At 69.9% G+C, this 23,720-nt stretch carries 20 protein-coding genes; 10 read left to right on the top strand and 10 right to left on the bottom strand.

Going from position 1 to position 23,720, the window contains the following annotated elements:
* Positions 1-44: 44 nt before the first annotated feature.
* Both B7K26_RS08510 and B7K26_RS08505 read right to left on the bottom strand, forming a co-directional pair.
* On the bottom strand, positions 45-323 hold the full coding sequence (locus B7K26_RS08510) for a hypothetical protein (protein WP_084078697.1): 279 nt from the start codon (positions 321-323) through the stop codon (positions 45-47).
* 126 nt (positions 324-449) lie between these two features.
* Positions 450-1,856, bottom strand: coding sequence for an amidohydrolase family protein (locus B7K26_RS08505; protein WP_084078695.1), 1,407 nt, complete (start codon positions 1,854-1,856; stop codon positions 450-452).
* A 332-nt stretch (positions 1,857-2,188) separates the two neighbouring features.
* On the opposite strand from B7K26_RS08505, the gene nrdH reads away from it, so the two are divergent.
* From nrdH to nrdF, 4 genes are read left to right on the top strand one after another with little or no spacing between them, the layout of a single operon-like run.
* Positions 2,189-2,425 (top strand): glutaredoxin-like protein NrdH, encoded by a 237-nt coding sequence (nrdH, locus tag B7K26_RS08500; protein ID WP_084078693.1) that lies wholly within the window; start codon positions 2,189-2,191, stop codon positions 2,423-2,425.
* Between the two features lie 11 nt (positions 2,426-2,436).
* Positions 2,437-2,838 (top strand): class Ib ribonucleoside-diphosphate reductase assembly flavoprotein NrdI, encoded by a 402-nt coding sequence (gene nrdI, locus B7K26_RS08495; protein ID WP_084078692.1) that lies wholly within the window; start codon positions 2,437-2,439, stop codon positions 2,836-2,838.
* A gap of 20 nt (positions 2,839-2,858) precedes the next feature.
* Positions 2,859-4,964: a class 1b ribonucleoside-diphosphate reductase subunit alpha gene (gene nrdE / locus B7K26_RS08490; protein ID WP_143340664.1), complete on the top strand. Its 2,106-nt coding sequence runs from the start codon at positions 2,859-2,861 to the stop codon at positions 4,962-4,964.
* Positions 4,965-5,004: 40 nt separating this feature from the next.
* Positions 5,005-5,979: a class 1b ribonucleoside-diphosphate reductase subunit beta gene (nrdF, locus tag B7K26_RS08485; RefSeq protein ID WP_084078688.1), complete on the top strand. Its 975-nt coding sequence runs from the start codon at positions 5,005-5,007 to the stop codon at positions 5,977-5,979.
* Between the two features lie 138 nt (positions 5,980-6,117).
* On the opposite strand, the gene pucL is transcribed toward nrdF, so the two are convergent.
* Together pucL and allB are read right to left on the bottom strand one after the other, a co-directional pair.
* Complete coding sequence (gene pucL, locus B7K26_RS08480; protein WP_084078686.1) at positions 6,118-7,026, bottom strand: factor-independent urate hydroxylase; 909 nt, start codon at positions 7,024-7,026, stop codon at positions 6,118-6,120.
* Positions 7,027-7,085: 59 nt separating this feature from the next.
* Positions 7,086-8,423 carry an allantoinase AllB gene (gene allB / locus B7K26_RS08475; protein ID WP_084078684.1) on the bottom strand — a complete coding sequence of 446 codons (1,338 nt, stop codon included), beginning with the start codon at positions 8,421-8,423 and terminating at the stop codon, positions 7,086-7,088.
* A 94-nt stretch (positions 8,424-8,517) separates the two neighbouring features.
* On the opposite strand from allB, the gene B7K26_RS08470 reads away from it, so the two are divergent.
* Positions 8,518-9,489: an XdhC family protein gene (locus B7K26_RS08470; protein WP_084078682.1), complete on the top strand. Its 972-nt coding sequence runs from the start codon at positions 8,518-8,520 to the stop codon at positions 9,487-9,489.
* Between the two features lie 12 nt (positions 9,490-9,501).
* On the opposite strand, the gene B7K26_RS08465 is transcribed toward B7K26_RS08470, so the two are convergent.
* The 4 genes from B7K26_RS08465 to B7K26_RS08450 form a co-directional block, all read right to left on the bottom strand.
* Positions 9,502-10,050 (bottom strand): TetR/AcrR family transcriptional regulator, encoded by a 549-nt coding sequence (locus B7K26_RS08465; RefSeq protein WP_084078680.1) that lies wholly within the window; start codon positions 10,048-10,050, stop codon positions 9,502-9,504.
* A 21-nt stretch (positions 10,051-10,071) separates the two neighbouring features.
* Complete coding sequence (locus B7K26_RS08460; RefSeq protein ID WP_084078678.1) at positions 10,072-11,571, bottom strand: MFS transporter; 1,500 nt, start codon at positions 11,569-11,571, stop codon at positions 10,072-10,074.
* Positions 11,572-11,658: 87 nt separating this feature from the next.
* Positions 11,659-14,436, bottom strand: coding sequence for a molybdopterin cofactor-binding domain-containing protein (locus B7K26_RS08455; protein WP_084078676.1), 2,778 nt, complete (start codon positions 14,434-14,436; stop codon positions 11,659-11,661).
* Positions 14,433-15,236 carry an FAD binding domain-containing protein gene (locus tag B7K26_RS08450; protein WP_084078674.1) on the bottom strand — a complete coding sequence of 268 codons (804 nt, stop codon included), beginning with the start codon at positions 15,234-15,236 and terminating at the stop codon, positions 14,433-14,435. Before B7K26_RS08450 ends, B7K26_RS08455 begins: the two co-directional genes overlap by 4 nt.
* A 276-nt stretch (positions 15,237-15,512) precedes the next feature.
* Between B7K26_RS08450 and B7K26_RS08445 the strand changes: the two genes are divergently transcribed.
* The 4 genes from B7K26_RS08445 to B7K26_RS08430 are packed head-to-tail and all read left to right on the top strand — an operon-like array spanning position 15,513 to position 19,118.
* Positions 15,513-16,625 carry an ABC transporter substrate-binding protein gene (locus tag B7K26_RS08445; protein WP_084078672.1) on the top strand — a complete coding sequence of 371 codons (1,113 nt, stop codon included), beginning with the start codon at positions 15,513-15,515 and terminating at the stop codon, positions 16,623-16,625.
* Positions 16,626-16,645: 20 nt separating this feature from the next.
* Positions 16,646-17,467: an ABC transporter ATP-binding protein gene (locus B7K26_RS08440; RefSeq protein WP_084078670.1), complete on the top strand. Its 822-nt coding sequence runs from the start codon at positions 16,646-16,648 to the stop codon at positions 17,465-17,467.
* Positions 17,467-18,258, top strand: coding sequence for an ABC transporter permease (locus B7K26_RS08435; RefSeq protein WP_084078669.1), 792 nt, complete (start codon positions 17,467-17,469; stop codon positions 18,256-18,258). Before B7K26_RS08440 ends, B7K26_RS08435 begins: the two co-directional genes overlap by 1 nt.
* A complete protein-coding gene (locus tag B7K26_RS08430) occupies positions 18,255-19,118 on the top strand; it encodes an ABC transporter permease (protein WP_200811053.1) in 864 nt (287 codons plus the stop codon). The genes B7K26_RS08435 and B7K26_RS08430 overlap by 4 nt, the downstream gene beginning before the upstream one ends.
* Positions 19,119-19,125: 7 nt before the next feature.
* On the opposite strand, the gene B7K26_RS08425 is transcribed toward B7K26_RS08430, so the two are convergent.
* Both B7K26_RS08425 and B7K26_RS08420 read right to left on the bottom strand, forming a co-directional pair.
* Positions 19,126-20,487, bottom strand: coding sequence for an 8-oxoguanine deaminase (locus tag B7K26_RS08425; RefSeq protein ID WP_084078667.1), 1,362 nt, complete (start codon positions 20,485-20,487; stop codon positions 19,126-19,128).
* Positions 20,484-20,981: a gamma-glutamylcyclotransferase gene (locus tag B7K26_RS08420; RefSeq protein ID WP_200811051.1), complete on the bottom strand. Its 498-nt coding sequence runs from the start codon at positions 20,979-20,981 to the stop codon at positions 20,484-20,486. Before B7K26_RS08420 ends, B7K26_RS08425 begins: the two co-directional genes overlap by 4 nt.
* A 117-nt stretch (positions 20,982-21,098) precedes the next feature.
* On the opposite strand from B7K26_RS08420, the gene ligA reads away from it, so the two are divergent.
* Positions 21,099-23,324 carry an NAD-dependent DNA ligase LigA gene (ligA, locus tag B7K26_RS08415; RefSeq protein WP_234998766.1) on the top strand — a complete coding sequence of 742 codons (2,226 nt, stop codon included), beginning with the start codon at positions 21,099-21,101 and terminating at the stop codon, positions 23,322-23,324.
* Positions 23,325-23,720 lie beyond the last annotated feature (396 nt).

Raw genomic sequence — 23,720 nt, 5'->3', positions numbered from 1 at the left:
CGGGGCGTGAGGGCGGCCCCGCGAAGTGAGGCGGGGCCGCGAAGCTAGGCGGGGCCGAAACGCTCGGTGATCTCCTCGGCCCACCCGGCATCGGCCAGGCCGGCCCGGTCGAGGAGGTCGCGCCAGTCGGACTCGGCGTGCTCCACGGCATCGGCGAACAGGCCCCGGTGAGCGCGCGACACCATGAGGATCGCGGCGTGGACGCGCTCGGGGTCGACCGACCCGGGCAGCGAGATCCGCTCCAAGGCGCTCAGGATGGCCGCCGAGTCGACGCCGAAGTCCTCCACCGCTCGCTCGCGGACCCTGTCGCTCACCACTGCCATGGCGGGAATCCTTTCATGGCGCGGCGGGTGCCCCGTGCGCATCCAGACTCCGGGCTCAGGGAGGCCCCGGGAAGGCGACGATGCCGCTCTGGGTGCGTGCCGGGCATCCGCCGCGTCGCCTCCGCGCTACAGCGGCGGGGCGACCGCCCTCGTGCCCTGCACGAAGACGCCCGCGATGGCGGGCTGGCGCAGGCCCATGAGCAGCGTGAACAGCTCCTCGAGCGTGGCCTCGTCCTCGTCGTCGGAGCGGATCCCCATCGACAGCATGCCGTCGAGCGGCTCCCACAGCTTCTTGTCGATGAGGAGGAAGTCCGCGTCCTTGCCCTCATCGAAGTTGCCGAAGGCGTGCTCCATGTCGAGCGCCCGTGCGCCCGCGAGCGTGGCGGCGAACAGGAGCTCGGCGGGGTGGAGGGCGGTCCCGGCGTCGCCGTCCTCGGAGATGTGCACCTTGTAGCAGTCGCCTGCCACGCGCGAGATGAGCCACTCGTCCCCGGCGCCGATGTCAGACCCCAGAGATACGTTGACACCAGCGGCCACAGTGGCACGCCACGGCATCGTTCCGGAGCCGAGGAACAGCTGGGAGGTGGGGCAGTGAGCGATCGACGTACCCGTCTCGGCCATGCGCGCCAGTTCGCCCGCCTGGGAGTGCACCGCGTGCGCGAGGGTGGAGCGCCGGCCCAGCAGCGTCGAGCCGCCCTGCTTCGAGCCGGGCAGGAAGTGCCCGTCGTAGGTGTCGAGGTAGGAGTTGACGCCGTAGGTGCCCAGCACCGCCGCGATCTCGCCGTCGCCCTTGCGGTTGTTCTCGTTCAGGTGCGAGTGGAAGTACACGCCGCGCCCGCGGACCTCGTCGTACAGCTCTCCCATCGCGGCCAGCGTCGCGGGCGTTACGGAAAGGGAGAAGCGCGGGACGATTCCCACCTGCACCTTGGCGGTGCGCGCGTCGCCCGTGTCGATGGCGTGCCAGCGCGAGATCTCGTCGGCGACCATCTCGATCGCGGCGGCCTCGCTCGTCATGAGGGCCGATGCCGTCTCGGGACCCACCGTTTGCACGCCTCGTCCCGAGACGATGCGCAGGCCGGCGTCCAGCGTGGCGCGGTACAGGGCGTCCTGGGCGACGGGGAAGGCCGAGCCGAACACCATCGCGGCGGTGGTGCCGGCCGCGATGCGGCGGCGCGTGAAGTAGCGGGCGGCCTGATCGGCGAAGGCCGGGTCGGCGTAGCGGGCCTCGGTGGGGAAGATGCAGTGGTCGAGCCACTCGAGCAGCTGCCCTCCACCGTGCGCCGCGGTCGCGTAGGCCTGGGGGAAGTGCACGTGGCTGTCGACGAAGCCGGGGATCAGGTAGTCGGCGCGGGTGACGGGCGCATCGGCCCACTGCGCGGGAAGCGCGGCGAAGGGGCCGCACCACGCGACGGTGCCCGCCTCGTCCACGACGAGGGCGCCGTCCGGCAGCGACACCAGGTGCGAGGTGACGTCGGCCTGGTCGGGCTGCCCGGCGATGTGGAAAATGTGCGCGCGGTAGACGGTGGGGGACACGAGGTGGCCTTCCTCAAGGACTCGGGCGCGGCCCGAGGGGCGGGACACTGGCGCCCGCTGACTGCTCTCGACGCCACGCTAGTCGGACAGGATTTCGCCCACATTTCTTACGTGGGTGGGGTATCGGAAGCCGGCTACGGCGTGTCGCCTCGGCGTGTCAGCGTGACACTCGGGCGTGTCGCTCACTCTGTCCACTGCTATGCACAGGCTGCTCACAGGGCCTGTGCACAAAATTGTGGAAGAAACACACCATCTAGTGGTGGCTTCCGGGCGTCGCCCCCAGATATAGTGATGTTCGTTGTCCTCGAATCCGTCCCCGAAAGGAAGTCCTCATGACGATCTCGGTCTACTCGAAGCCCGCTTGCGTGCAGTGCACGGCGACCAAGAAGGCGCTCGAGCGTGCCGATCTCGAGTTCGAGATCTTCGACGTCACCGAGGACCAGGACGCCTACGACACCGTGATGAAGCTGGGCTACCTTCAGGCTCCCGTGGTCATCGCCGGTGACGAGCACTGGTCGGGCTTTCAGCCCGACCGCATCGCGAAGCTGGCCGAGCGCGCCGCTTCCTGACGGAGTCCCGTATGGCCTCGCTGGTCTACTTCAGTTCGACATCGGAGAACACCCGCCGATTCGTCGAGAAGTTGGGCGTGCCGGCCGAGCGGATCCCACTGCTCCCCACCGAGGAGCCCCTCAAGGTCGACGAGCCGTATGTGCTCATCGTCCCCACGTACGGAGGCGGCAACGGTAAGGGAGCCGTCCCCAAGCAGGTCATCAAGTTCCTGAATGACGAGCACAACCGCTCGTACATTCGGGGCGTGATCAGCGCCGGGAACACCAACTTCGGCACTGGTTACTGCAAGGCGGGCGACATCATCGCCGCCAAGTGCCACGTGCCCCACCTATACAAGTTCGAGCTCTTTGGAACGCAGGACGACGTCACTGCGGTCCGCGACGGATTGGAAGAACTGTGGAAGCAACAGTGATCGAGAAGCCCCGCACGGGCATGGACTACCACTCGCTGAACGCGATGCTGAACCTCTATGACACCGAGGGCAACATCCAGTTCGACAAGGACCGCGAGGCGGCCCGTGAGTACTTCCTGCAGCACGTCAACCAGAACACCGTGTTCTTCCACTCGCTCAAGGAGCGTTTGGACTATCTGGTGGAGAAGAACTACTACGAGCCCGAGGTCCTCGAGCAGTACGACTTCGCGTTCGTCCAGCAGCTCACGGACCGCGCCTACGGCAAGAAGTTCCGCTTCCCCACGTTCCTCGGCGCCTTCAAGTACTACACGTCGTACACGCTGAAGACGTTTGACGGCCAGCGCTACCTCGAGCGCTACGAGGACCGCGTCGTCATGGTCGCCCTCGCGCTCGCCGCCGGTGACGAGGAGCTCGCCACCAGCCTCGTGGACGAGATCATCGCCGGCCGTTTCCAGCCCGCGACCCCCACCTTCCTCAACGCCGGCAAGGCCCAGCGCGGCGAGTTCGTCTCGTGCTTCCTGCTGCGCATCGAGGACAACATGGAGTCCATCGGTCGCTCCATCAACTCGGCGCTGCAGCTGTCCAAGCGCGGCGGCGGTGTGGCGCTGTCGCTATCGAACATTCGCGAGGCCGGCGCGCCCATCAAGCACATCGAGAACCAGTCGTCGGGCATCATCCCCGTGATGAAGCTCCTCGAGGACTCCTTCACCTACGCGAACCAGCTGGGCGCGCGTCAGGGCGCGGGTGCCGTGTACCTCTCGGCGCACCACCCCGACATCATGAAGTTCATGGACACCAAGCGCGAGAACGCGGACGAGAAGATCCGTATCAAGACGCTCTCGCTCGGCATCGTCGTGCCGGACATCACGTTTGAGCTCGCCCGCACCAACGAGGACATGTACCTCTTCAGCCCCTACGACGTGGAACGCGTCTACGGCGTGCCCTTCGGCGACATCTCAATCACCGAGAAGTACCACGAGATGGTGGACGACTCGCGGATCCGCAAGACCAAGATCTCGGCCCGCTCGTTCTTCCAGACGGTCGCGGAGCTGCAGTTCGAGTCGGGCTACCCGTACATCGTGTTCGAGGACACGGTGAACCGCGCGAACCCCGTCAAGGGCCGCATCAACATGTCGAACCTGTGCTCGGAGATCCTCCAGGTCAACACCCCCTCGGTGTTCAACGAGGACCTCACGTATGAGGAGACCGGCAAGGACATCTCCTGCAACCTGGGCTCGATGAACATCGCCACCGCGATGGACGGCGGAGACCTGGGCAAGACCGTCGAGATCGCCGTGCGCGGCCTCACCGCGGTGTCCACCCAGTCGTCGATCGACTCGGTGCCCTCCATCAAGTACGGCAACGACCGCGCCCACGCCATCGGCCTGGGCCAGATGAACCTCCACGGCTACCTTGGCCGCGAGCGGATCCACTACGGATCCGAGGAGGGTGTCGACTTCACCAATATCTACTTCTACACGGTGCTGTTCCACGCCATCGCGGCCTCGAACAAGATCGCGAAGGAGCAGGGCACGTCGTTCGAGGGCTTCGCCGACTCCAAGTACGCGTCCGGCGAGTTCTTCGACAAGTACACCGAGCAGGAGTGGGTGCCGGCCACCGGTCGCGTCGCGGAGCTGTTCGCCGAGGCGGGCATCGCGATCCCCACGCAGGACGACTGGCGTGAGCTGAAGGCGTCGGTGCAGGAGCACGGCATCTTCAACCAGAACCTGCAGGCCGTGCCGCCCACGGGTTCCATCTCGTACATCAACAACTCGACCTCGTCGATCCACCCGATCGCCTCGAAGATCGAGATCCGCAAGGAGGGCAAGCTGGGCCGCGTCTACTACCCGGCGCCCTTCATGACGAACGACAACCTGGAGTACTTCCAGGATGCGTACGAGATCGGCCCCGAGAAGATCATCGACACCTACGCCGCGGCCACGCAGCACGTGGACCAGGGTCTGTCGCTGACGCTGTTCTTCCAGGACACCGCCACCACGCGTGACATCAACAAGGCGCAGATCTACGCGTGGCGCAAGGGCATCAAGACCATCTACTACATCCGCATCCGCCAGCTGGCGCTCGAGGGGACCGAGGTCGACGGCTGCGTCAGCTGCATGCTGTAGCGTCCCGCCCAGATCTCATCCGTCACGTAAAGGAACTCACATGACCGAGAAGCTGACCCTCGTCAGCCACGTCGACGCCATCAACTGGAACCGCATCCAGGATGACAAGGACGTCGAGGTGTGGAACCGTCTCACCGCGAACTTCTGGCTGCCCGAAAAGGTGCCGATCTCGGGTGACATTCAGTCGTGGGCCACGCTCACGCCGGAGGAGCAGACGCTCACCATGCGTGTCTTCACCGGGCTGACGCTGCTGGACACCATCCAGGGCACCGTCGGCGCCGTGTCGCTCATCCCCGATGCGCTCACCCCGCACGAGGAGGCCGTCTACACGAACATCGCGTTCATGGAGTCGGTCCACGCGAAGAGTTACTCGTCGATCTTCTCGACGCTGTGCTCGACCAAGGAGATCGACGAGGCGTTCCGCTGGTCCACGGAGAACCAGAACCTTCAGCGCAAGGCACAGATCGTGCTGGAGTACTACCACGGTGACGACCCGCTGAAGCGGAAGGTGGCCTCGACGCTGCTCGAGTCCTTCCTGTTCTACTCGGGCTTCTACCTGCCGATGCACTGGTCCAGCCGCGCCAAGCTGACGAACACCGCCGACATGATCCGCCTCATCATTCGTGACGAGGCCGTGCACGGTTACTACATCGGCTACAAGTTCCAGAAGGGCCTCGAGAAGGAGACCCCGGAGCGTCGCGAGGAGCTGAAGGAGTACACCTTCAACCTCCTGTACGACCTCTACGAGAACGAGGTCCAGTACACGCACGACCTCTACGACGGTCTTGGCATGGCCGAGGACGTGAAGAAGTTCCTGCACTACAACGCCAACAAGGCCCTGATGAACCTGGGCTACGAGGCGCTGTTCCCGTCCAACGTGTGCGACGTCAGCCCGGCAATCCTGTCGGCTCTGTCGCCCAATGCGGACGAGAACCACGACTTCTTCTCCGGCTCCGGCTCGTCCTACGTGATCGGCAAGCACGAGGAGACCACGGACGACGACTGGGACTTCTAACCCCACCCGTCATGCGCGAGGGCCCCGCACCATCACGGTGCGGGGCCCTCGTCGCTTCTGGGGACGTCGCCCGGGATTTGAGGCGTCGACATGGACGCCACGGTATCTACCGCCAGGGCGGACGGCGGGAGAGCGCCGCTACACCAGTCCGGTGTACTTCTCCCACGCGAGCGGCGCGGGCGGGAACTCGTCCCGCACCACCGAGGCCTGAATCAGCCCGTACGGCCGGTCGTCGGCGTGGAACACCTCGCCGTGGTTCTCGATCCCGAAGCGCCCCAGGTCGTAGTCGAAGTGGTGCTTGTTGGGGGCGGACAGGCGAATCTCCACGACTGACTCGTGAGCCTCGAGCACGGCGCGGCCCATCTCGAACAGGGTCTGCTGCAGCGCCAGCGACTGGTGGGTGGCGAACACGGCGGCGAGGATTCCGGCAACGGACGAGTACAGCCCGTTCCAGTCGGCGCTCGCGCCGGGCGCCAGCCTCCAGGACGCGACGAGCGACGTTGCCATCACGCGGTCGTCCGTGGGCGCGAGCACCGTGAACTCGTCCTCCAGGAACCCGTGGAATTCGGACCCGGTGGACTTCAGCAGCGTGAGGTCCTTGAGGCCCTGAATGACATGTTCGACGCGCGCGTCCCCGCTGCCGTCCACGGTGATCGCCGCGGTCCGCACCTCCCGGCCGGTGCGCGCCCACGTGTGGTCATGGCCGGCCCCGTCGACAATGACGCGCTCCCAGGCGAATTCCTCGACCTCGATGCGCGCGCCGGTCACGGGCTTCACATCGTCCACGAAGTGGCGCGCGAGCGCGAGCGCGTAGTCCTCGATGGGGTTCAGCCCCACGGTCTTCGCGTACGCGTAGGCGGTCTGCTTCTGGGTGTCGGTGGGTAGCACGGTTGCCTGGTCGCCGGTGAGGTGGGCGTCGTCGAACCCGCCGCGCAGGCAGGTGGAGACGTTGACGTCCGTGATCTCGTGGCGGGCGGTGTCGCGCACGATGCGCACGATCCGGTTCTCCGCCTTGCCGTACTGGTGCGGTCCCAGGGTGATGGCCATGCGGCCCTCCTTGCGTGTCCGTGCGGGTCGCCCCGCGTCCATGTGGCCGATGCGGCGGCTTAGTGCCGCTCGATCAGCCGGCCCGTCCGGCGTGCGTCGGCACGCGCCGGGAAGATCTGTGTGCCGGCGAGCCAGGTGCGGCGGGTGCGCCCGGTGAGCTCGTGGCCGTCGAAGGCGCTGACGGGATTGCGATGCGCGAGGTCGGCGGCGTGGACGGTCCAGCGCTCGGCGGGCGCGAAGGCCACGAGGTCGCCGCGGTTGCCCACCTCGATCGACCCCTTGTCCGTCAGCCCCGCGAAGGCGGCAGGGCGACGCGTCACCCACGCCGCGGCATCGGCCAGCGGCACGTCGCGCGCGGCGGCGCCCGAGGCGACGGCGGCGAGCATGACCTGCACCCCGGAGATCCCGCCCCACGCGCGCGCCCAGTCGCCGTCGGCCCCCACCTTGAGCTCGGCGGTCGCGGGGGAGTGGTCGGAGGCCACGAGGTCGATCGTGCCGTCGATGAGCGCCTCCCACAGCGCCTCCCTGTTGGCGGCGTCGCGCACGGGAGGGCAGCACTTGTACTGGGTCGCGCCGTCGGGGATCGTCGCGGCGTCGAACGTCAGGTAGTGCGGGCAGGTCTCGACCGTGAGGCGCACGCCGTCGGCCTTGGCGGCGCGAATCGCGGGAAGCGCTGCGGCGGAGGACAGGTGAAGGATGTGGACCCGGCAGCCCGTGTCCCGCGCCGCCGCGATGACCGCGTCGATCGCGTCCGTCTCGGCGGCGTCGGGCCGCGACGCCACGAAGTCGTCGTAGTCGGAGCCGCCCGCGTGGGGAAGCAGCGCGTCGGGGTCCTCGGCGTGGACGATCAGCAGTCCGTCGAAGGCCGCGATCTCGGTCGCCGCCTCGCGCAGCTGGTCGCGCGTCAGGTGCGGGAACTCGTCCACGCCCGAGGGTGACAGGAAGCACTTGAAGCCGAATACTCCCGCGTCGTGAAGTTCGCGTAGATGGCCCAGCGAGGAGGGGATCGCGCCACCCCAGAAGCCCACGTCCATGCTCACCTGCGGCGCGGCGGCGGTGCGCTTGAGGAGCAGCGCCTCCACGGTGGTGGTGGGTGGAATGGAGTTCAGCGGCATGTCCAGCAGCGTGGTGGTGCCGCCGGCGGCGGCGGCGAGCGTCGCCGAGGTGAAGCCCTCCCACTCGGTGCGGCCGGGCTCGTTGACGTGCACGTGGGTGTCGACCACCCCGGGCAGGAGCACCTCGTCGTCGGCGAGCGTCACGTCCTCGGCGGCGTCGAGCTCGGCGTCGATCCCGGCCACGGTGACGATCACGCCGGCCCGCACGGCGACGGCCGCCGGCTGCCATTCGTCGCCGATCAGCGTGCGCCGCGCCCGCACTACCAGGTCGATGTCCGTCATGGCTCGACACTAGGGACACCGTGTTGCGGGCGCGTGTCGAGCGTGGGTCGGCCACGGCAACGCCGCGGAAACAGTCGAGTCGTAGAGTCGCTTCATGTTGGACATCGCCCACGAGATCGAGCGCTCGCTCAGCCTGGGGCGGCGCGTGGGCGTCGTGACTGTCGCGGCGGTCCACGGCTCGGCGCCCCGCACCGTCGGGTCCGCCATGGCGGTCGACGATGCCGGTGAGGTGATCGGCGCCATCTCTGGTGGCTGCGTGGAGTCCGAGGCCTACGAACTTGCCCTCGCCGCGCTGGCGGGCACGCTCGGCGTCGCCTCCACCGACCTGGGGCTGTCAGACGACGACGCGCTCGCCGCCGGCCTATCGTGCGGTGGCCACCTCGGCGTCGTTGCCTCAGTCCTTGACCCGGCCGATGCCGCGGTGCGCTCTCAGTTGCGCCTCGCCTCGCGCGGCGAGGCGGCGGCGCTCGACGTCGACCTCGCCTCGGGTCACGTGCGGGTGGCCGATGCCCCGGCCGCCACCGCGGGCACGCTGCGCCTGGCGCGCGAGGCGGCGCCGCGGCTCGTCATCGTCGGCGCCGTCGACTTCGCCTCGGCGCTCGCGACGGCCGCGCTGCCGCTCGGGTACCGCATCACGGTGGTTGACGCGCGTCCGGCCTTCGCCACCGCGCGCCGGCACCCGGACGCCCACGAGGTGATTCGTGCCTGGCCGGGGGAGTACGTGGCGGCCGCCGGCATCGGCCCTCGCGACGCGATCTGCGTCCTCACTCATGAGGAGCGCTTCGACATCCCCGCGCTCGTGGCGGCGCTCGGGAGCGGGGCCGGATTCGTGGGCGCGATGGGGTCGCGCCGCACGGACGCCAGGCGCCGCGAGCTGCTGCGAGAGGCGGGCGTTCCGGAGTCGGCGTTGGCCCGGCTGCGCAGCCCCATCGGGCTCGACCTCGGGGGCGCGTCCCCCGCGCAGACGGCTGTCTCGATCGTGGCGCAGATGGTGGCGGACGCGCACGGGCGCGAGGGCGGTCACCTCAGCGAGCGCGCCTCCGCGACCATCCACGCCCGCGCCTGACAAGCGGCGGCGTCACGCCGACGGGGTAGATCCCTCGACCAGGCGGATGATCGCATCGGCCACCTCGAGTCGACGCTCGTGGGAGAGCTCGCTCCTGGTGATCGCCTCGTTGACCCACAGTCCGTCTCCTGCGAGCAGCGCGATCATCGTGAGCGTGACGGGGCCGGTGCCGGTCGCCTCGGCGGAGGCCGGCACCCACCGCTCCATGGTGGCCGTCCACACCTCCTCGTACTCGGTGTGAGGGCTGTCGAGCAGCATCTGGAGCTCACCGCGCGAGGCCGCGGTGGCGCATGCACGGACGTACGCCGCCAGGCGCTCGGACTCGGAGGCCTCGTGCGCGGGCTTGCCGCAGACAAGTTCGAGTTGTTGCTCCCACCGGTGTGCCATGTGCTCGTGGAGCGCACGCACGAGCGCGTCGCGCGACGGGAAGTGATACGTGATGCCGCCCCGCGTGATCCCCGCCGCGGACGCGACGGACTCGAAGGTGACGGAGGTGACGCCGTGTTCCTCGACCACGGTGGCGGCGGCCTCGAGGATCGTGGTCTTGTTGCTGGGCCTCATCTGTCGCTCCAGGGGTGCGGGCTAGTGATTGTCGGCATACGTCATGGCCTCCGTCCGTGGACCATAGTCGCGCAACACGCGAGCGGTGAGGAGCGCTCCCGCGCCGAGCGCGACGGCGAGCGTCACCATCGTCGCCACGTACGCGCCGTCGTAGGCGGCGAAGGCGGCCTCCAGGAGCGCAGGCTGGCCGTCGGCGACGCCGATGGCGCCGGCGAGGCTGTCGCGCGCGGCCTCCGGCGCATCGGCCGGCAGTGCGACGGTGACCGAGTAGAGGAAGGTGACGAGGCTCCCGAGGAGGGCCACCGCCGACAGCGAGCCGAACTCGTACGACACCTCCTCGACGGAGGCCGCCATCCCCGCCTCGCGCGGGGGAGCGTTGCCCATGATCGCCGCGGAGGCGACGGAGAACGCGGCTCCCAGGCCGATCCCGACCAGGGCGAAGCCGGCCACGAGCACGGCCAGGCCGCCGCCCCAGGCGACGCCAGCCGTAGCGACGGCCACTCCCGCGGCCGCGAGCCCCAGTCCCCCGGCGATGAGGGTGCGCAGGCCGATCACGTGGAGGAAGGCGCCGCCAAGGATGGTCGACGGAAGCGAACCCAGCGCGATCACGGCGACCACCAGGCCGGCCTTGAGCGGAGAGAAGCCCTCGACAAGTTGGAGGCGCTGCGTCGTCACCAGCTGCGCGCCGGCGATCGCGAACATCGAGAACACGGCGGCCAGCACGCCGCCCGAGAAGGCGCGATTGCGGAAGATAGCGAAGGACAGGAGTGGCTGGGCAAGGCGGCGCTGGCGCCTGACGAAGGCGGTGCAGCCCGCGGCCGAAGCGAGGGCGGCCACGACGATGGTCGGCCAGTGCTGGGGGACGTGCGCGAGCTCCTTGATGACGAGCACCGCGCCGACGAGGCCCACGAGCGCCTGCAGGGAGGACACGAGGTCCCACGACTTCGTGGGGTCCGGGTCGTTGCGCGGCGCGACCACGCCGACCGCCACGAGGGTCACCAGGATGACCGGCACGTTGATGAGGAACACGGAGCCCCACCAGAAGTGGGCGAGCAGGGTGCCTCCCACGATGGGCCCCAGCGCGGCGCCCACCACGGACAGGCTTCCCCAGATGGCGATGGCGAGGTTGCGCTCGCGGGCGTCGTGGAACGTGAGGCGGATGAGCGCGAGGGTGGCGGGCATCATCGCCGCGGCTCCGCAGGCCAGGACGGCGCGGGCCGCGATGAGCATGCCAGGGGTCGTGGAGAACGCCGCGAAGAGAGACGCGGCGCCGAAGATGACGAGGCCGATGACGAACATGCGCCGGTGACCCACCCTGTCGCCAAGGGTGCCGGCTCCGAGCAGCAGGCCCGCCATCACGACTGGGTACGCGTTGATGATCCACAGCGCCTGGGAGCTGCTCGCGCCCAGGTCCTCGGTCAGGCTGGGCAGCGCCGTGTAGAGGACTGAATTGTCGAGGGTGATGAGGAGTAGGCCCGCTCCTACGGTGACGAGCAGCGCCCACCGCCGCCGTGCCGACATGTGACTCACGCGAATGCCTCCCAGCCTTAACTATACAAACATGATTGTATAGTTATCGGGCGCTGGGTGCGAGCCCGCCGTCCGCGGTCAGTCCCGCAGCATCCGCCAGACGCGGTCGCGGGACATCGGCAGGCCGTAAGGGCGCACCCCCACCGCGCGCCGGATCGCGTTGGCGAGCGCGGGCGCCACGGGGTTGTAGGGCGACTCGGACATCGACTTGGCACCGTGTGGGCCCAGCGCGTCCGAGGTCGACGCGAACTGCACGTGAGTGACGGGCACGTCCGCCATCTGCGGGACCCGGTACTGGCGGAAGGCGGGGTTGGCCACGGCGCCGTCGGCGCCGATCATCACCTCCTCGTACAGCGCGGAGCCGATGCCCTGGGCCACCCCTCCCTCGATCTGGCCCAGGCACTGGGCCGGGTTGAGGACCACCCCTGCATCGGCGGCGTGGACCGAGCGCAGGATGCGCACCTCGCCTGTGTCGCGCCGCACGGCGACCCTGAACGCCTGGACATTGAACGCCACGGAGCGCTCGCGCTGGTCGAGGTGCGACTCCGCGTAGGCCAGGCCGTCGCGCCGGTGTGCGGGCTCGACCGCGGCCACGAGCTCCTCCCAGCCCACGGTGCGGCCCCCTGCCGACACCCCGTCGGACCCCACGGCGCACTCGTCGGCGCTCAGTCCCAGTACCCGCGCCCCGGCGTTGACCAGTGCCGAGGCGAGCGCCTCGCACGCGGCGTGGAGCGCCTTACCCGCGACGACGATGCCCGTCGAGCCGAACGCCCCGGTGTCGTAGCGCACGGCGTCGGTGTCGGCGTGGGTGAGCGTGACCCGCGAGCGCGGCACGCCGAAGGCGGAGGCGACGATCTGCCCGTGCACAGTGGTGGTCCCGTTGCCGAACTCGGCGGTCCCCGAGCGAGCGTGGAACACGCCGTCGGAGTCGACGGCGATCGAGGCGGAGGCGAGATGCCCGCGCGGGGGAACCGTCGCGATCATCGACGCCGCCACGCCCTCGCCCACGTCCCAGCCGTCGGGCGCCGCGACGTCGTCGGGCCCCGCGAGCGAGGCGCGCGCGAGGTCGAGGCACTCGTCGAGCCCGTACGAGCCGAACACCAGGTCCTCCTCGGGAGCCCCGGCGACGATGAAGTCGTCGCCCGGGCGTACGGCGTTGAGCCGGCGAATCTCGAAGGGGTCGATTCCCAGCTGCAGGGCGAGCTCGTCCAGCGCGGACTCGATCGCAAAGATGACCTGCCCCAGGCCGTACCCGCGGAACGCGCCCGAGGGAACGTTGTTCGTGTAGACCACCTCGGCGTCGAGCCGCTTGACCGGCGCCCGGTAGACCGCGATCGACTCCGAGCAGCCGTGGAACATGACGCCGATGGCGTGGTTGCCGTACGCGCCAGTGTCGCTGAGGACGTCCACGTGGAGGGCGGTGAGGCGACCCGAGGCGTCGGCGCCCGCGCGCACGCTGACCCTGAAGGGGTGGCGCACCGACGTGCGGACGAACTCCTCCTCGCGCGTCATCTCGTACGCGACGGGGCGTCCCACGCGCAGCGTGGCAAGCGCGACGAGGTCCTCGCAGAACATCTCCTGCTTGCCTCCGAACCCGCCTCCCACGCGCGCCGCGAACACCCGCACGCTGTCGCGCTCGCGGCCCAGCACGTGCGCCAGCTCGTCGCGCACGAGGAAAGGCACCTGCGAACTGGTGCGCACCGTGAGCCTGCCGTCGTCGGCCACCCACGCGATAGCGCCGTGCGTCTCGAGCTGGGCGTGCGTCACCCGGGACGTGGTCCAGGTGCCCGATGCGGTGGCGGCCGAGGCGGCAAGCGCCGCCTCCACGTCGCCCGTCGCGTCGTGGGCGGCGGCGACGACGTTCCGATTCGCGTCGGCGACACGGTCGGCGGGGGTGCGATGCGGGTGAAGCACCGGAGCGCCGGGGGAGCGGGCCTCCTCGGGGTCGAGCACGTGAGGAAGCACCTCGTACTCGACGACAAGGCTCTGGGTGGCGAGGTCGGCGACGCGCTGGGTCTCGGCCACGACCGCCGCGACCCGCTGGCCCACGAAGCGCATGACGGAGTCGATGACGCGCGTGTCGTCCGGGTCGTCCTCGCGGTGCTCGTGGCGCGCTGTCGAGAACCACACGTCGGGGGCGTCCTCGTGGGTGAGGACGGCGAGGACGCCGTCCATGGCAAGCGCCGTGGTGGCGTCGATCGCGAGCACCCTGGCGTGCGCGTGCGGCGAGCCCAGCACCGCAACGTACGCAGTGTCGGCGGGAGCCTCGTCGAACGTGAACGGCTCGCGCCCCGCCACGATCCTGTCCGCCGCGGGGTGCGCGACCGCGGCGCCCACGCCCTCGGACGCGGGGCCCGCGCCGGCATCGGCCGTCCGCGACAGGGTGCGGGAGCAGCCGCCGCAGCCCTCGGCGGAGCCGCACAGCGAGTGCGTGATGGCCTCGCGGATGGGCCGGTAGCCCGTGCAGCGGCACAGGTTGCCGCGCATCGCCCGCGCTAGCGCGTCGGGATCGTCGGCGAGCTCCGGGTTGAGGGTCGATGCGGTGACGGCCATGCCGGGGGTGCAGAAGCCGCACTGGAATCCCAGGTGATCGGCGAGGGCCTCCTGGACGGGGGCGAGCGCGCCGTCGTCGCCGAGCCCCGCCGCGGTGGTGACCTCGCGGCCATTGGCCCGCTGGGCGGGGGTAATGCACGAGTGCACCGCGCGACCGTCGATCAGGACCGAGCACGCGCCGCAGTCGCCGGAGTCGCAGCCCTTCTTCACCTCGACGTGGCCCGCGGCGCGCAGGAAGGTGCGCAGGCACTGGCCGGGGGCGGGCTCGCCCGTCACGGGAGTGCCGTTCACGGAATACGTCATGCGAGCTCCTCCGCCACCTCGGCAAGGAGCGTCGCCGCGACCGACCGCCGCCAGTCGGCGCTTCCCAGCGCATCCGAGTAGTAGCCGGGCGCGGCGAGCGCCGCGGCGACCACCGCATCGGGCGTCGGGACCGTGGGCCAGCGCAGCACCACCGGGGTGAGGGTCGCGGCGGTGATGACGAGCACGCAGGACCCGTCCTGATCCCGGCGCCCCGCGAGCAGCGCCCCGGAGCGGCCGTGCTCGGCCAGCGCGATGCGGCGGTGCGCCGTCAGCGCGGCGAGCGCATGCGCGGGGAAGGACAGCGAGCGGATCGCGTCGCCGGGGGCAAGGGTGGAGACGCCGTTGCCGGCGGGGATCGCGCTCACGGGCACGTCGGCGCAGTCGCCGTCCGCAAGCCACACCGAGGCGGAGGCGTCCAGGGTCGCCCCCAGCGCGATCATCGCCCCCGCGGCGTACGAGCGGGCCACGTTGCCGCCCACCGTCGCCGCCGACTGGACCTTGAACGACGCCAGCAGCGACTCGGCGCACTGGCGAAACAGGGGAGCGGCCGCGAGGCCGGAACCGTCGCCCCACCGCGCCAGGTCCGCGACGGTGACCATCGCACCCACGGTGAGTGAGCCGTCGGCCTCGGGCGTCACACGGTCCCAGCCGAGCCCGGAGAGGTCCACCAGTCCCGTCAGGCCCGGCTGCGCCTCGGAGTACAGCCAGGTGGCGCCCGCCATGAACTGCTCGCCGGGGGCGAGGGCGAGGTCGGCGCGCGTGCGCGCCACCCGCATCGTCTGCACGGCCGCGAGGTCCATGGCGACTCCCTCCTGACTCGTCGAAGCCTGGCAGGCGACCGCGGCATCGGCCACCCGTCGTGCCAATCTGCCACGGCGTTCTCACAGCCCCGGACCAAATGCCGTGAAATTTACGGACCGGAAACACGGGAGGCACTTCGGATGAAACGCCCCGTGAATAGCGTCATCGCCCAGCGGCGCTCCTGAGGGGGGAGCGCCGCCCACACGATGGCGAGGGAGCCACCGCCCGCGGGGATCCCTCCCCGCGGGCGTCCCCTGGCACGAAGGAGAAACCGCATGTCCCCGACCGTCCTGACCCCCGGGTCCACCGCCAAGCGCGCGCTGCTCGCCGCCACGGCCGCCGTCGCTGCACTGACGCTTGCCGCCTGTTCCTCGGGGTCTGCGGAGGAGGAGCCGGCATCGTCCGACTCCGCCGCGCCTGACACGTCCGCCGAGGCGGCCGCCGCCTCGTACGGCGACATCGCCGTCCAGCTGTCGTGGATCAAGAACGAGGAGTTCTCCGGAGAATTCTTCGCCGACTCGAAGGGCTACTACACGGACGCGGGCTTCGAGACCGTGAGCCTCACCCCCGGCCCGTCGACCGGTGTCGCCGAGCTGGTCTCGGGCCAGGCCGACGTCGCGCTGTCCGACGCCGTGTCGATCGGCTCGGGCATCGGCAACGAGGGTGCGCCGCTGAAGATCATCGGCGCGACCTACCAGAAGAACCCGTTCACCGTCCTGTCGCTGGCCGACGGCGGCAACATCATGACCCCCGAGGACATGGTGGGGAAGAAGATCGGCGTCCAGGACTCCAACACGGCGCTGTTCCTCGCGCTGCTCGCCGCCAACGGCCTGACCGAGGACGATGTCGAGATCGTGCCTGTGCAGTACGACCCCGCGCCGCTCGTCTCGGGCGAGGTCGACGGCTTCATCGCCTACCTCACCAACGAGTCGCTGATCCTGCAGGCCGAGGGCCACGAGGTCACCAACCTGCCGTTCGCCGACAACGGCCTCCCGTTCGTCGCCGAGACCTTCTCGGTGACCGATGACGCGATCGCCAACGACCGCGAGAAGCTGAAGGCCTTCCTTGTCGCCGAGATCAAGGGCTGGACCGACGCGGTCAACGACCCCGCCGAGGGCTCGCGCCTTGCGGTGGAGGAGTACGGCGCCGACCTTGGCCTCGACCCCGAGGTGTCCGCGCAGGGCGCCACGGTGCAGGCGGAGGAGCTCGTCGTGTCCGACGAGACCGCCGAGAACGGCCTGTTCACCATCTCGGACGAGCTGCAGACGGAGACCGTCGCGTCGCTCGCGGGAGCCGGCATCGAGATCACCGAGGACCAGCTGTTCGACATGAGCCTGCTGGACGAGGTGTACGCCGAGAACCCCGACCTGGTCGCGTACGCGGGCTAAGCCAGGGACCTCTTCACACGATGACAAGCACCACCGCGGCCGGTGCCCAGGGCGAGACCCTGGGCACCGGCCTGCACATCGATGGCCTCACCAAGGTGTTCACCACCCGCAACGGGTCGGTTGCCGCCCTGCAGGACGCGCACATCCAGACCGAACAGGGATCGCTGCTGGCGCTACTGGGCCCCTCGGGGTGCGGCAAGTCGACCATACTGCGCATCCTCGCGGGGCTCGAGGAGCCCACGAGCGGCACCATCCGCGTCGACGGGCGCAGCCCCGAGGACCTGCGCGCCTACAACGAGCTGGGCATCGCGTTCCAGGACTCGGCGTTGCTGCCGTGGCGTTCGGTCTACAAGAACATTCGCCTCCCGTTCGAGGTGGCCGGCGTCGCCGTCGACGACGACTACATCGCGGAACTCATCGCGCTCGTGGGCCTCACGGGATTCGAGAAGGCCAAGCCCGCGCAGCTGTCGGGAGGCATGCGTCAGCGCGTGTCGATCGCCCGCTCGCTGGTGCTGAAGCCCTCGGTACTGCTGCTCGACGAGCCCTTCGGCGCCCTTGACGACATGACGCGTCAGAAGCTCAACCTTGAGCTCATGCGGATCCTCGCGGCCAAGCCAGCGACGACGCTGCTCGTGACGCACGGCATCACGGAGGCGATCTTCCTCGCGGACCAGGTGGCGGTCATGAGCCCGCGCCCGGGCCGCGTCAAGGAGATCATCGACATCGACCTGCCGCGCCCGCGCACCCCCGAGATTCAGCGCACCCCCGAGTTCCACGCCTACGTGGACCACGCCTCCGACCTCCTGTTCGGCGCGGGCGGCGCGGCCGCCGAGGACGACTGATGGTGCGCCCGCTTCCCTCCTGGGCGTCCGCGCTCGCGGGGGCCGTCACGCTGCTGGGCCTGTGGTGGGTCATCGGCGCCTCCGCCCAGGCCTCCAAGGGCTCCGCCGCCGGCATCCCTACGCCGCCGCAGGTGCTGCAGAGCATCTCGGAGTCCGGCTGGGCCTTCTACTGGAACAACTTCTCCATCACGGTGCGCGAGGCGGCGCAGGGGTACCTGTGGGGCTGCGGTTTCGCGCTCATCCTCGCGGCCCTCGTGCTGGTGGTGCCGCGGCTCGAGGGCGTGGTCATGCAGCTCGCGGTGGTCTCGTACTGCATCCCTGTGGTGGCCATCGGCCCGCTGCTGCTGCTCATCCTCGGCGTGCCCGCGCAGGGAGAGCCGTCGACGACGGCCGCCGCGCTCGGAGCGCTGTGCGTGTTCTTCACCACGGTGGTGGGCACGCTGCTGGGGCTCAAGTCCGCCGACCGTGCCAGCCTCGACGTGGTCGCCGTCTACGGCGGCTCGCGCTTCACCCAGCTGCGCAAGGTGCGTCTGGTATCCGCGCTTCCCGCGACCCTCACCGCGCTTCAGGTGGCCGTGCCGGCCGCCTTCCTCGGCGCCATTCTCGGCGAGTACCTGGGCAAGGTCGAGGTCGGCGTGGGGCCGGCCATGATCATCGCCCAGCAGTCGCTCAACGCGCCCCGGTTGTGGGCGCTGTCGCTCGTGTCGGGAATCGTCGCGCTCACGGCCTACCTGCTGGTGGGTGTGCTGACGCGGCTGTCCGCACCCTGGGCGAAGGGGCAGACGGCATGAGCGTCGCCACGGCATCGGCCGTCGATACGGACCTCGCCGCCCGCATGCGCGCCGAGAGTCGCCGCGCCACCCGTCGCGCCCTGCTGTCCTCGCTCGGGACGTTCGTGGGAGCGCTGGTCGCCGTCCTCGTCATTTGGCAGGGCGCCATCCTGCTGTTCGACCTGTCGCCGTACGTCGCGAAGGGCCCGGTCGACGTGTGGCGGTACTTCACGTCGGACGCGGACGCCGCCGCCAACCGCGCGGAGGTCGCCGCCAACCTTGGCGTGACGATGGCCGATGCTCTCATCGGCTTCGTCGCCGGCCTCACCCTGGCGCTGCTGATCGCGATCGCGTTCCAACTGTCCAAGGGACTCGAGGCGGCACTGATGCCCGTGGCGCTCCTGCTGCGCACCGTGCCGCTCATCGCCTTCGCGCCAGTGGTCATCATGATCTTCGGCCGCGGGTTCCTCACGACGGCGGTCATGGGCGGCATCGTGGTGCTGTTCCCCGCGCTCGTGAACATCGCGTTCGGCCTCAAGGGCGCGAGCCCGCAGATGCTCGACGTCGTGACGGTCTACGGCGGCGGCGCCCTCACGAAACTGCGCAAGGTGGCCATGCCTGGCTCGCTCCCCGCATTCTTCGCGGCGGTGCGCATCTCGGTCCCCGGCGCCATCACCGGTGCCCTGCTTGCCGAGTGGCTTGCCACCGGTGGCGGCATCGGCGGAGTGATCAACGGCTACTTCGCCCAGGCGAAGTTCACCGACATGTGGGCGTCTGTGGTGGTCGTGACCGCCGTGTCGCTGGTGCTCTACAACGTGGTCGCGATCATCGAGAACACGGTGCTCGCACGCATGGGCATGCACCCGTCCAAGCGCTTCTGACTCGCGGCTACAGCCGCGCGGCCAGGGCGGCCGATGCGGTGGCCACCCGCCGCGCCACGTCGCGCTCGTCGACTCCCGTGAGGTGGCCGTCCTCGACCACGGTGCGGCCGTTGACGATGAGGCGCGCGAGGGGAGGCATGGCGCCGAGCCCCAGCGCCGCGATGGGGTCGGCGATGCCCGCGTGCTCCACGCCGTCGATGCGCCACAGGGCGAGGTCGGCGAGTTTGCCGACCTCGAGGGAGCCGATCTCGGCCTCGCGGCCGAGGGCCCTCGCGCCTCCGATGGTGGCCACGCGCAGCGCCTGGCGTCCGGTGAGCGCGCCGGCGTCATCGCGCAGTCGTGCGGCCAGAACCGCGTTGCGGATCTCGGTGCCGAGCTGACCCGACTCGTTCGAGGCAGCGCCGTCGACCCCGAGCCCCACGGGGACGCCCGCACGCAGCATGTCGCGCACGGGGGCGATGCCCGCCGCGAGCCGGGCGTTCGACGACGGGCAGTGCGCCACGCCGGTGCCGGAGGCGGCGAAGCGGGCGATGTCCGCGTCGCCCAGGTGCACGCAGTGCGCCATCCACACATCGTCGCCCAGCCATCCGAGGGACTCGAGGTAGTCGGTGGGCGACATCCCAAACCGTTCGCGGCAGAAGGCCTCCTCCTCCACGGTCTCGGCGCCGTGTGTGTGCAGGCGCACCCCGAGCGAGCGCGCCAGCGTGGCGGCCTCGCGCAGCAGGTCGGAGGTGACGGAGAACGGCGAACACGGCGCGATCGCCACCCGCACCATCGACTCGAACGACGGGTCGTGATACCTGGTGACAGCGTCTGACGAGGCGGCCAGGGCATCGGCCGTCGTCTCGACCGCAAAGTCAGGAGGCAGCCCGCCGTCCGACTCGCCCAGGTCCATGGAGCCGCGCGTTGCGTGGAGCCGCACGCCGAGCGTGGTGGCCGCGTCGATGATGCCGCCCAGGATGTCGCCGCCGCCGCGCGGGAACACGTAGTGGTGATCGCCGACGGTGGTGCAGCCCGAACGCGCGAGCACCGCCATTGCGCCCAGCGCGCCGTCGCGCACCAGGTCGGCATCGATACGCGCCCACGCCGGGTACAGCGCGACGAGCCAGTCGAACAGGATCGCGTCCTGAGCGAAGCCGCGCGTGAGCCATTGGTACAGGTGGTGGTGCGTGTTGACGAGGCCGGGCGTCACGAGCATCCCCGTGCCGTCGATCACCTCGTCGGCGGTGGCGTGGACCTCGGCGGACGCCCGGCCACCGCCGACTGCCACGATGCGCGTGCCTTCCACGAGGACGTGCCCGATGGCATGCTCCGTGTCCGAGGCGTCGACGGTCGCGACGAACGCGCCGTCGATGAGGAGGCGGGTCATGCGCGGCTCCATTCCATCCAGTCCCCGTGCCCGATGAGCGGCAGGCCCTCGGTGGGGACGGCCGCGGACACCACGTAGATCCACGCACACCGCTCGACTCCCGCGTCATCGATCCGCACGGCGACGCGCTCGTACTCGTTGTCGCCGCCGGGGCCGCGGTAGGTCTCGAGCTCGTCGAGCGCCGCACGCAGCGCCGCCTGAGCCGTCGCGTCCGCCGGCGGCTCGACAAGGTCGGCTCGCACGGGCACGGCCGATGCCCGGGCCGGGTCGAGCGGCACCAGGTACGGGTAGCCGTGGGGTGAGTCGAGCATCACATAGCCGGGCAGCGCGAGGCTCGCGCCCCAGCGGCCACCATGCGTGGTGACGAGGTGGGAGTTCAGCCCGCCGGGCCGCAGCGTGCCATACACGATGTAGGGAAGGTCGAGCCCGGCGTCATGCGCGGGGGCGTCGGCGGGGGCTGCGGCCACGAGGCGCGCGGGATGCTCGATCGTCACGGCGCCCATTCTCTCGCGCGGGTGCGCCCGCGCGCGTGAAGCTGCGCTGGCATCGATGAAGGCCGATGCGGTGGCGGCGCACTCACCAATGTGGGCGGCCCGTGGTGGGATAGGACCGTGAGCGATCAGAACGACCCCCGCGCCCGTCACCAGGACCTCGTCCAACAGGTGGAGGAGCACCGCGCCCGGTACTACGGCGACGATGCTCCCACCATCTCCGATGGGGAGTACGACGCGCTGGAGCGAGAGTTGCGCGCGCTTGAGGCCGAGCACCCCGAGCTCGCCGAGCCGGACTCGCCCACGCAGACGGTCGGTTCCGCGCGGGGTGAGACGGGGTTCGCTTCGGTGCAGCATCGTGAGCGCATGATGAGCCTCGACAACGCGTTCGCGCTCGAGGACGTGGAGGCGTGGCTTGCGCGCGTGGGCAAGGAGGCGGGCGAGCAGACCATCGTGTGCGAGCCCAAGATTGATGGGCTGTCGATCTCGCTCACCTACGAGGATGGCGAGCTGGTACGTGGGGTGACGCGCGGCGACGGCACCACGGGCGAGGACGTCACCGCCAACGTGTTGACCATCGCGTCGATCCCGCGGACCCTCAGTGGCGACCACGTGCCGCGCATCGTCGAGGTCAGGGGCGAGGTGTTCCTCCCCGTGGCTGCTTTCGAGGAGCTCAACGCTCGCCTGCTCGAGGCAGGCAAGGACCCGTACGCGAACCCCCGCAACACGGCGGCGGGCTCGCTGCGCCAGAAGGACCCGGCGGTGACCGCGTCGCGGCCGCTCGACGTGACCACCTATGCGCTCGGCGCTCTCGAGTGGGGCGAAGCGGGACCGGATCCCCGCGCCGACACCCAGCACGGGATCTACGAGGTCCTCGCCGGCTGGGGGCTCCCGGTCAGTGCTCACGTACGGACGGTCACGGGCATCGGTGCCATCGAGGAGTGCCTCGCGTGGCTCGAGGACAACCGCCACGCGCTCGTGCACGAGATCGACGGGGCAGTCCTGAAGGTCGACGACCGCGGAGTCCAGGGGGAGCTCGGCTTCACCTCGCGCGCCCCGCGCTGGGCGATCGCGTACAAGTTCCCGCCCGAGGAGGTCCACACGCGCCTCATCGCGATCGAGGTCGGGGTGGGGCGCACGGGGCGCGCCACGCCGTACGGCGTCATGGAGCCCGTCACCGTTGCCGGCAGTACCGTGCGCCAGGCGACTCTTCACAACCAGGACGTGGTGCGCGCCAAGGGCGTGTTGGTCGGCGACACCGTGGTGCTGCGCAAGGCGGGCGACGTCATTCCCGAGATCGTCGGGCCCGTCGTGGCTGCTCGCACCGGGCAGGAGCAGGAGTGGGTCATGCCGACCGACTGCCCCTCGTGTGGGACCCCGCTCGCGGAACAGAAGGAGGGGGACAAGGACCTCCGTTGCCCCAACGCGCAGACGTGCCCGGCGCAGCTCCAGGGCCGCGTGGAGCACATCGGTTCGCGGGGAGCGCTCGACATCGAGGTCCTCGGCGAGGTGACGGCCGCTGCGCTCACGCGGCCCGCCGAGCCCGAACGGCCGCCGCTCACCAACGAGGCGGGCCTCTTCGACCTGACGCTCGAGGATCTGGTCCCGATCAAGGTCGTCGTGCGTGACTCGGAGACCGGCCTTCCCAAGCTCGACGATGAGGGCAACGCGAAGATGCGCGCACCGTTCCAGCGGGTGGAGAAGACCTACCCGCCTGGTGCGGAGGACATGACCCCGGCCGAGCGTCGCAGTGCGGGCATCCGAAAGGACCACGAGGTCATCCACCCGTCCGCCAACGCCTTCACCCTGCTCGACGAGCTAGAGAAGGCGAAGACGAAGGACCTGTGGCGCGTGCTCGTCTCGCTCAACATGAGGCACGTGGGGCCCGTCGCGAGCCGTGCTGTCGCCGCGGAATTGGGGTCCATGGAGCGCATTCGCGAGGCCGATGCCGAGACGCTCGCGGCCATCGAGGGCGTGGGCCCCATCATCGCTGAGTCCATCCGCGAATGGTTTGAGGTGCCGTGGCACCGGGACATCGTCGACGCTTGGGCCGCGGCCGGCGTGAGGATGGCGGAGGAGCGGGACCTGTCGCTGGAGCGCACGCTCGAGGGGCTGACGATCGTCGCCACGGGATCGCTTGACGGCTTCACGCGGGACTCCGTGAAGGAGGCAATCATCTCGCGCGGGGGTAAGGCCGCCGGCTCGGTCTCCAAGAACACTGACTACGTCGTGGTCGGAGCCAACGCAGGCTCGAAGGCCGCCAAGGCGGAGGAGCTGGGCGTGCCCGTCCTCGATGAGGCGGCGTTCGTTCGCCTCCTCGAGCAGGGACCGCCCGCCGCGGAGTGACGCGGCCATGGTTCGTGAACTGGTCTCCACGACGAGCGCGGAAACGGCCGGGAGGGCATCCGGGGCGGAGTCAAGAAAAAACTTCAGACTATTTTCGGCCCGGATCCCGTGTTTCGCGCCGCCTAGCTCCCGCGTACTGGTCATTTACCAGGGGTAATGATGTTACGAGCGGCCCTGGAGGGCCGATTTGACGTGGGTGTTCACATGGCCGTAATGTTCTTCTCGCTGCCGACGAGGGAAGCGCTCGAAAGGCCGATACGGCCTCACTGAGCACCACGAGACAGCACCCCCAACTTCTTCTAGGTGGACGTTAGCGCGCCCGCTGAGTGGAGTGGGGAGCCCGCTTGGGGCTGGTCACGATGCCGAGAATGGCGAGTTGACAAGCCGCGAGAGTTC

Origin of the sequence: Demequina sp. NBRC 110057, assembly GCF_002090175.1 — a bacterium.
GTDB lineage: Bacteria > Actinomycetota > Actinomycetes > Actinomycetales > Demequinaceae > Demequina.
Note: the sequence above shows the minus strand (reverse complement) of the source record. Positions and strands in the feature narration are given on the sequence as shown.

Bases quoted from the DNA above. Each gene is read 5' to 3' on its own strand.
- B7K26_RS08510 (WP_084078697.1), bottom strand. From the start codon at position 323: ATGGCAGTGGTGAGCGACAGGGTCCGCGAGCGAGCGGTGGAGGACTTC.
- nrdH (WP_084078693.1), top strand. From the start codon at position 2,189: ATGACGATCTCGGTCTACTCGAAGCCCGCTTGCGTGCAGTGCACGGCG.
- nrdI (WP_084078692.1), top strand. From the start codon at position 2,437: ATGGCCTCGCTGGTCTACTTCAGTTCGACATCGGAGAACACCCGCCGA.
- nrdE (WP_143340664.1), top strand. From the start codon at position 2,859: ATGGACTACCACTCGCTGAACGCGATGCTGAACCTCTATGACACCGAG.
- nrdF (WP_084078688.1), top strand. From the start codon at position 5,005: ATGACCGAGAAGCTGACCCTCGTCAGCCACGTCGACGCCATCAACTGG.
- pucL (WP_084078686.1), bottom strand. From the start codon at position 7,026: ATGGCCATCACCCTGGGACCGCACCAGTACGGCAAGGCGGAGAACCGG.
- allB (WP_084078684.1), bottom strand. From the start codon at position 8,423: ATGACGGACATCGACCTGGTAGTGCGGGCGCGGCGCACGCTGATCGGC.
- B7K26_RS08470 (WP_084078682.1), top strand. From the start codon at position 8,518: ATGTTGGACATCGCCCACGAGATCGAGCGCTCGCTCAGCCTGGGGCGG.
- B7K26_RS08465 (WP_084078680.1), bottom strand. From the start codon at position 10,050: ATGAGGCCCAGCAACAAGACCACGATCCTCGAGGCCGCCGCCACCGTG.
- B7K26_RS08460 (WP_084078678.1), bottom strand. From the start codon at position 11,571: ATGTCGGCACGGCGGCGGTGGGCGCTGCTCGTCACCGTAGGAGCGGGC.
- B7K26_RS08455 (WP_084078676.1), bottom strand. From the start codon at position 14,436: ATGACGTATTCCGTGAACGGCACTCCCGTGACGGGCGAGCCCGCCCCC.
- B7K26_RS08450 (WP_084078674.1), bottom strand. From the start codon at position 15,236: ATGGACCTCGCGGCCGTGCAGACGATGCGGGTGGCGCGCACGCGCGCC.
- B7K26_RS08445 (WP_084078672.1), top strand. From the start codon at position 15,513: ATGTCCCCGACCGTCCTGACCCCCGGGTCCACCGCCAAGCGCGCGCTG.
- B7K26_RS08440 (WP_084078670.1), top strand. From the start codon at position 16,646: ATGACAAGCACCACCGCGGCCGGTGCCCAGGGCGAGACCCTGGGCACC.
- B7K26_RS08435 (WP_084078669.1), top strand. From the start codon at position 17,467: ATGGTGCGCCCGCTTCCCTCCTGGGCGTCCGCGCTCGCGGGGGCCGTC.
- B7K26_RS08430 (WP_200811053.1), top strand. From the start codon at position 18,255: ATGAGCGTCGCCACGGCATCGGCCGTCGATACGGACCTCGCCGCCCGC.
- B7K26_RS08425 (WP_084078667.1), bottom strand. From the start codon at position 20,487: ATGACCCGCCTCCTCATCGACGGCGCGTTCGTCGCGACCGTCGACGCC.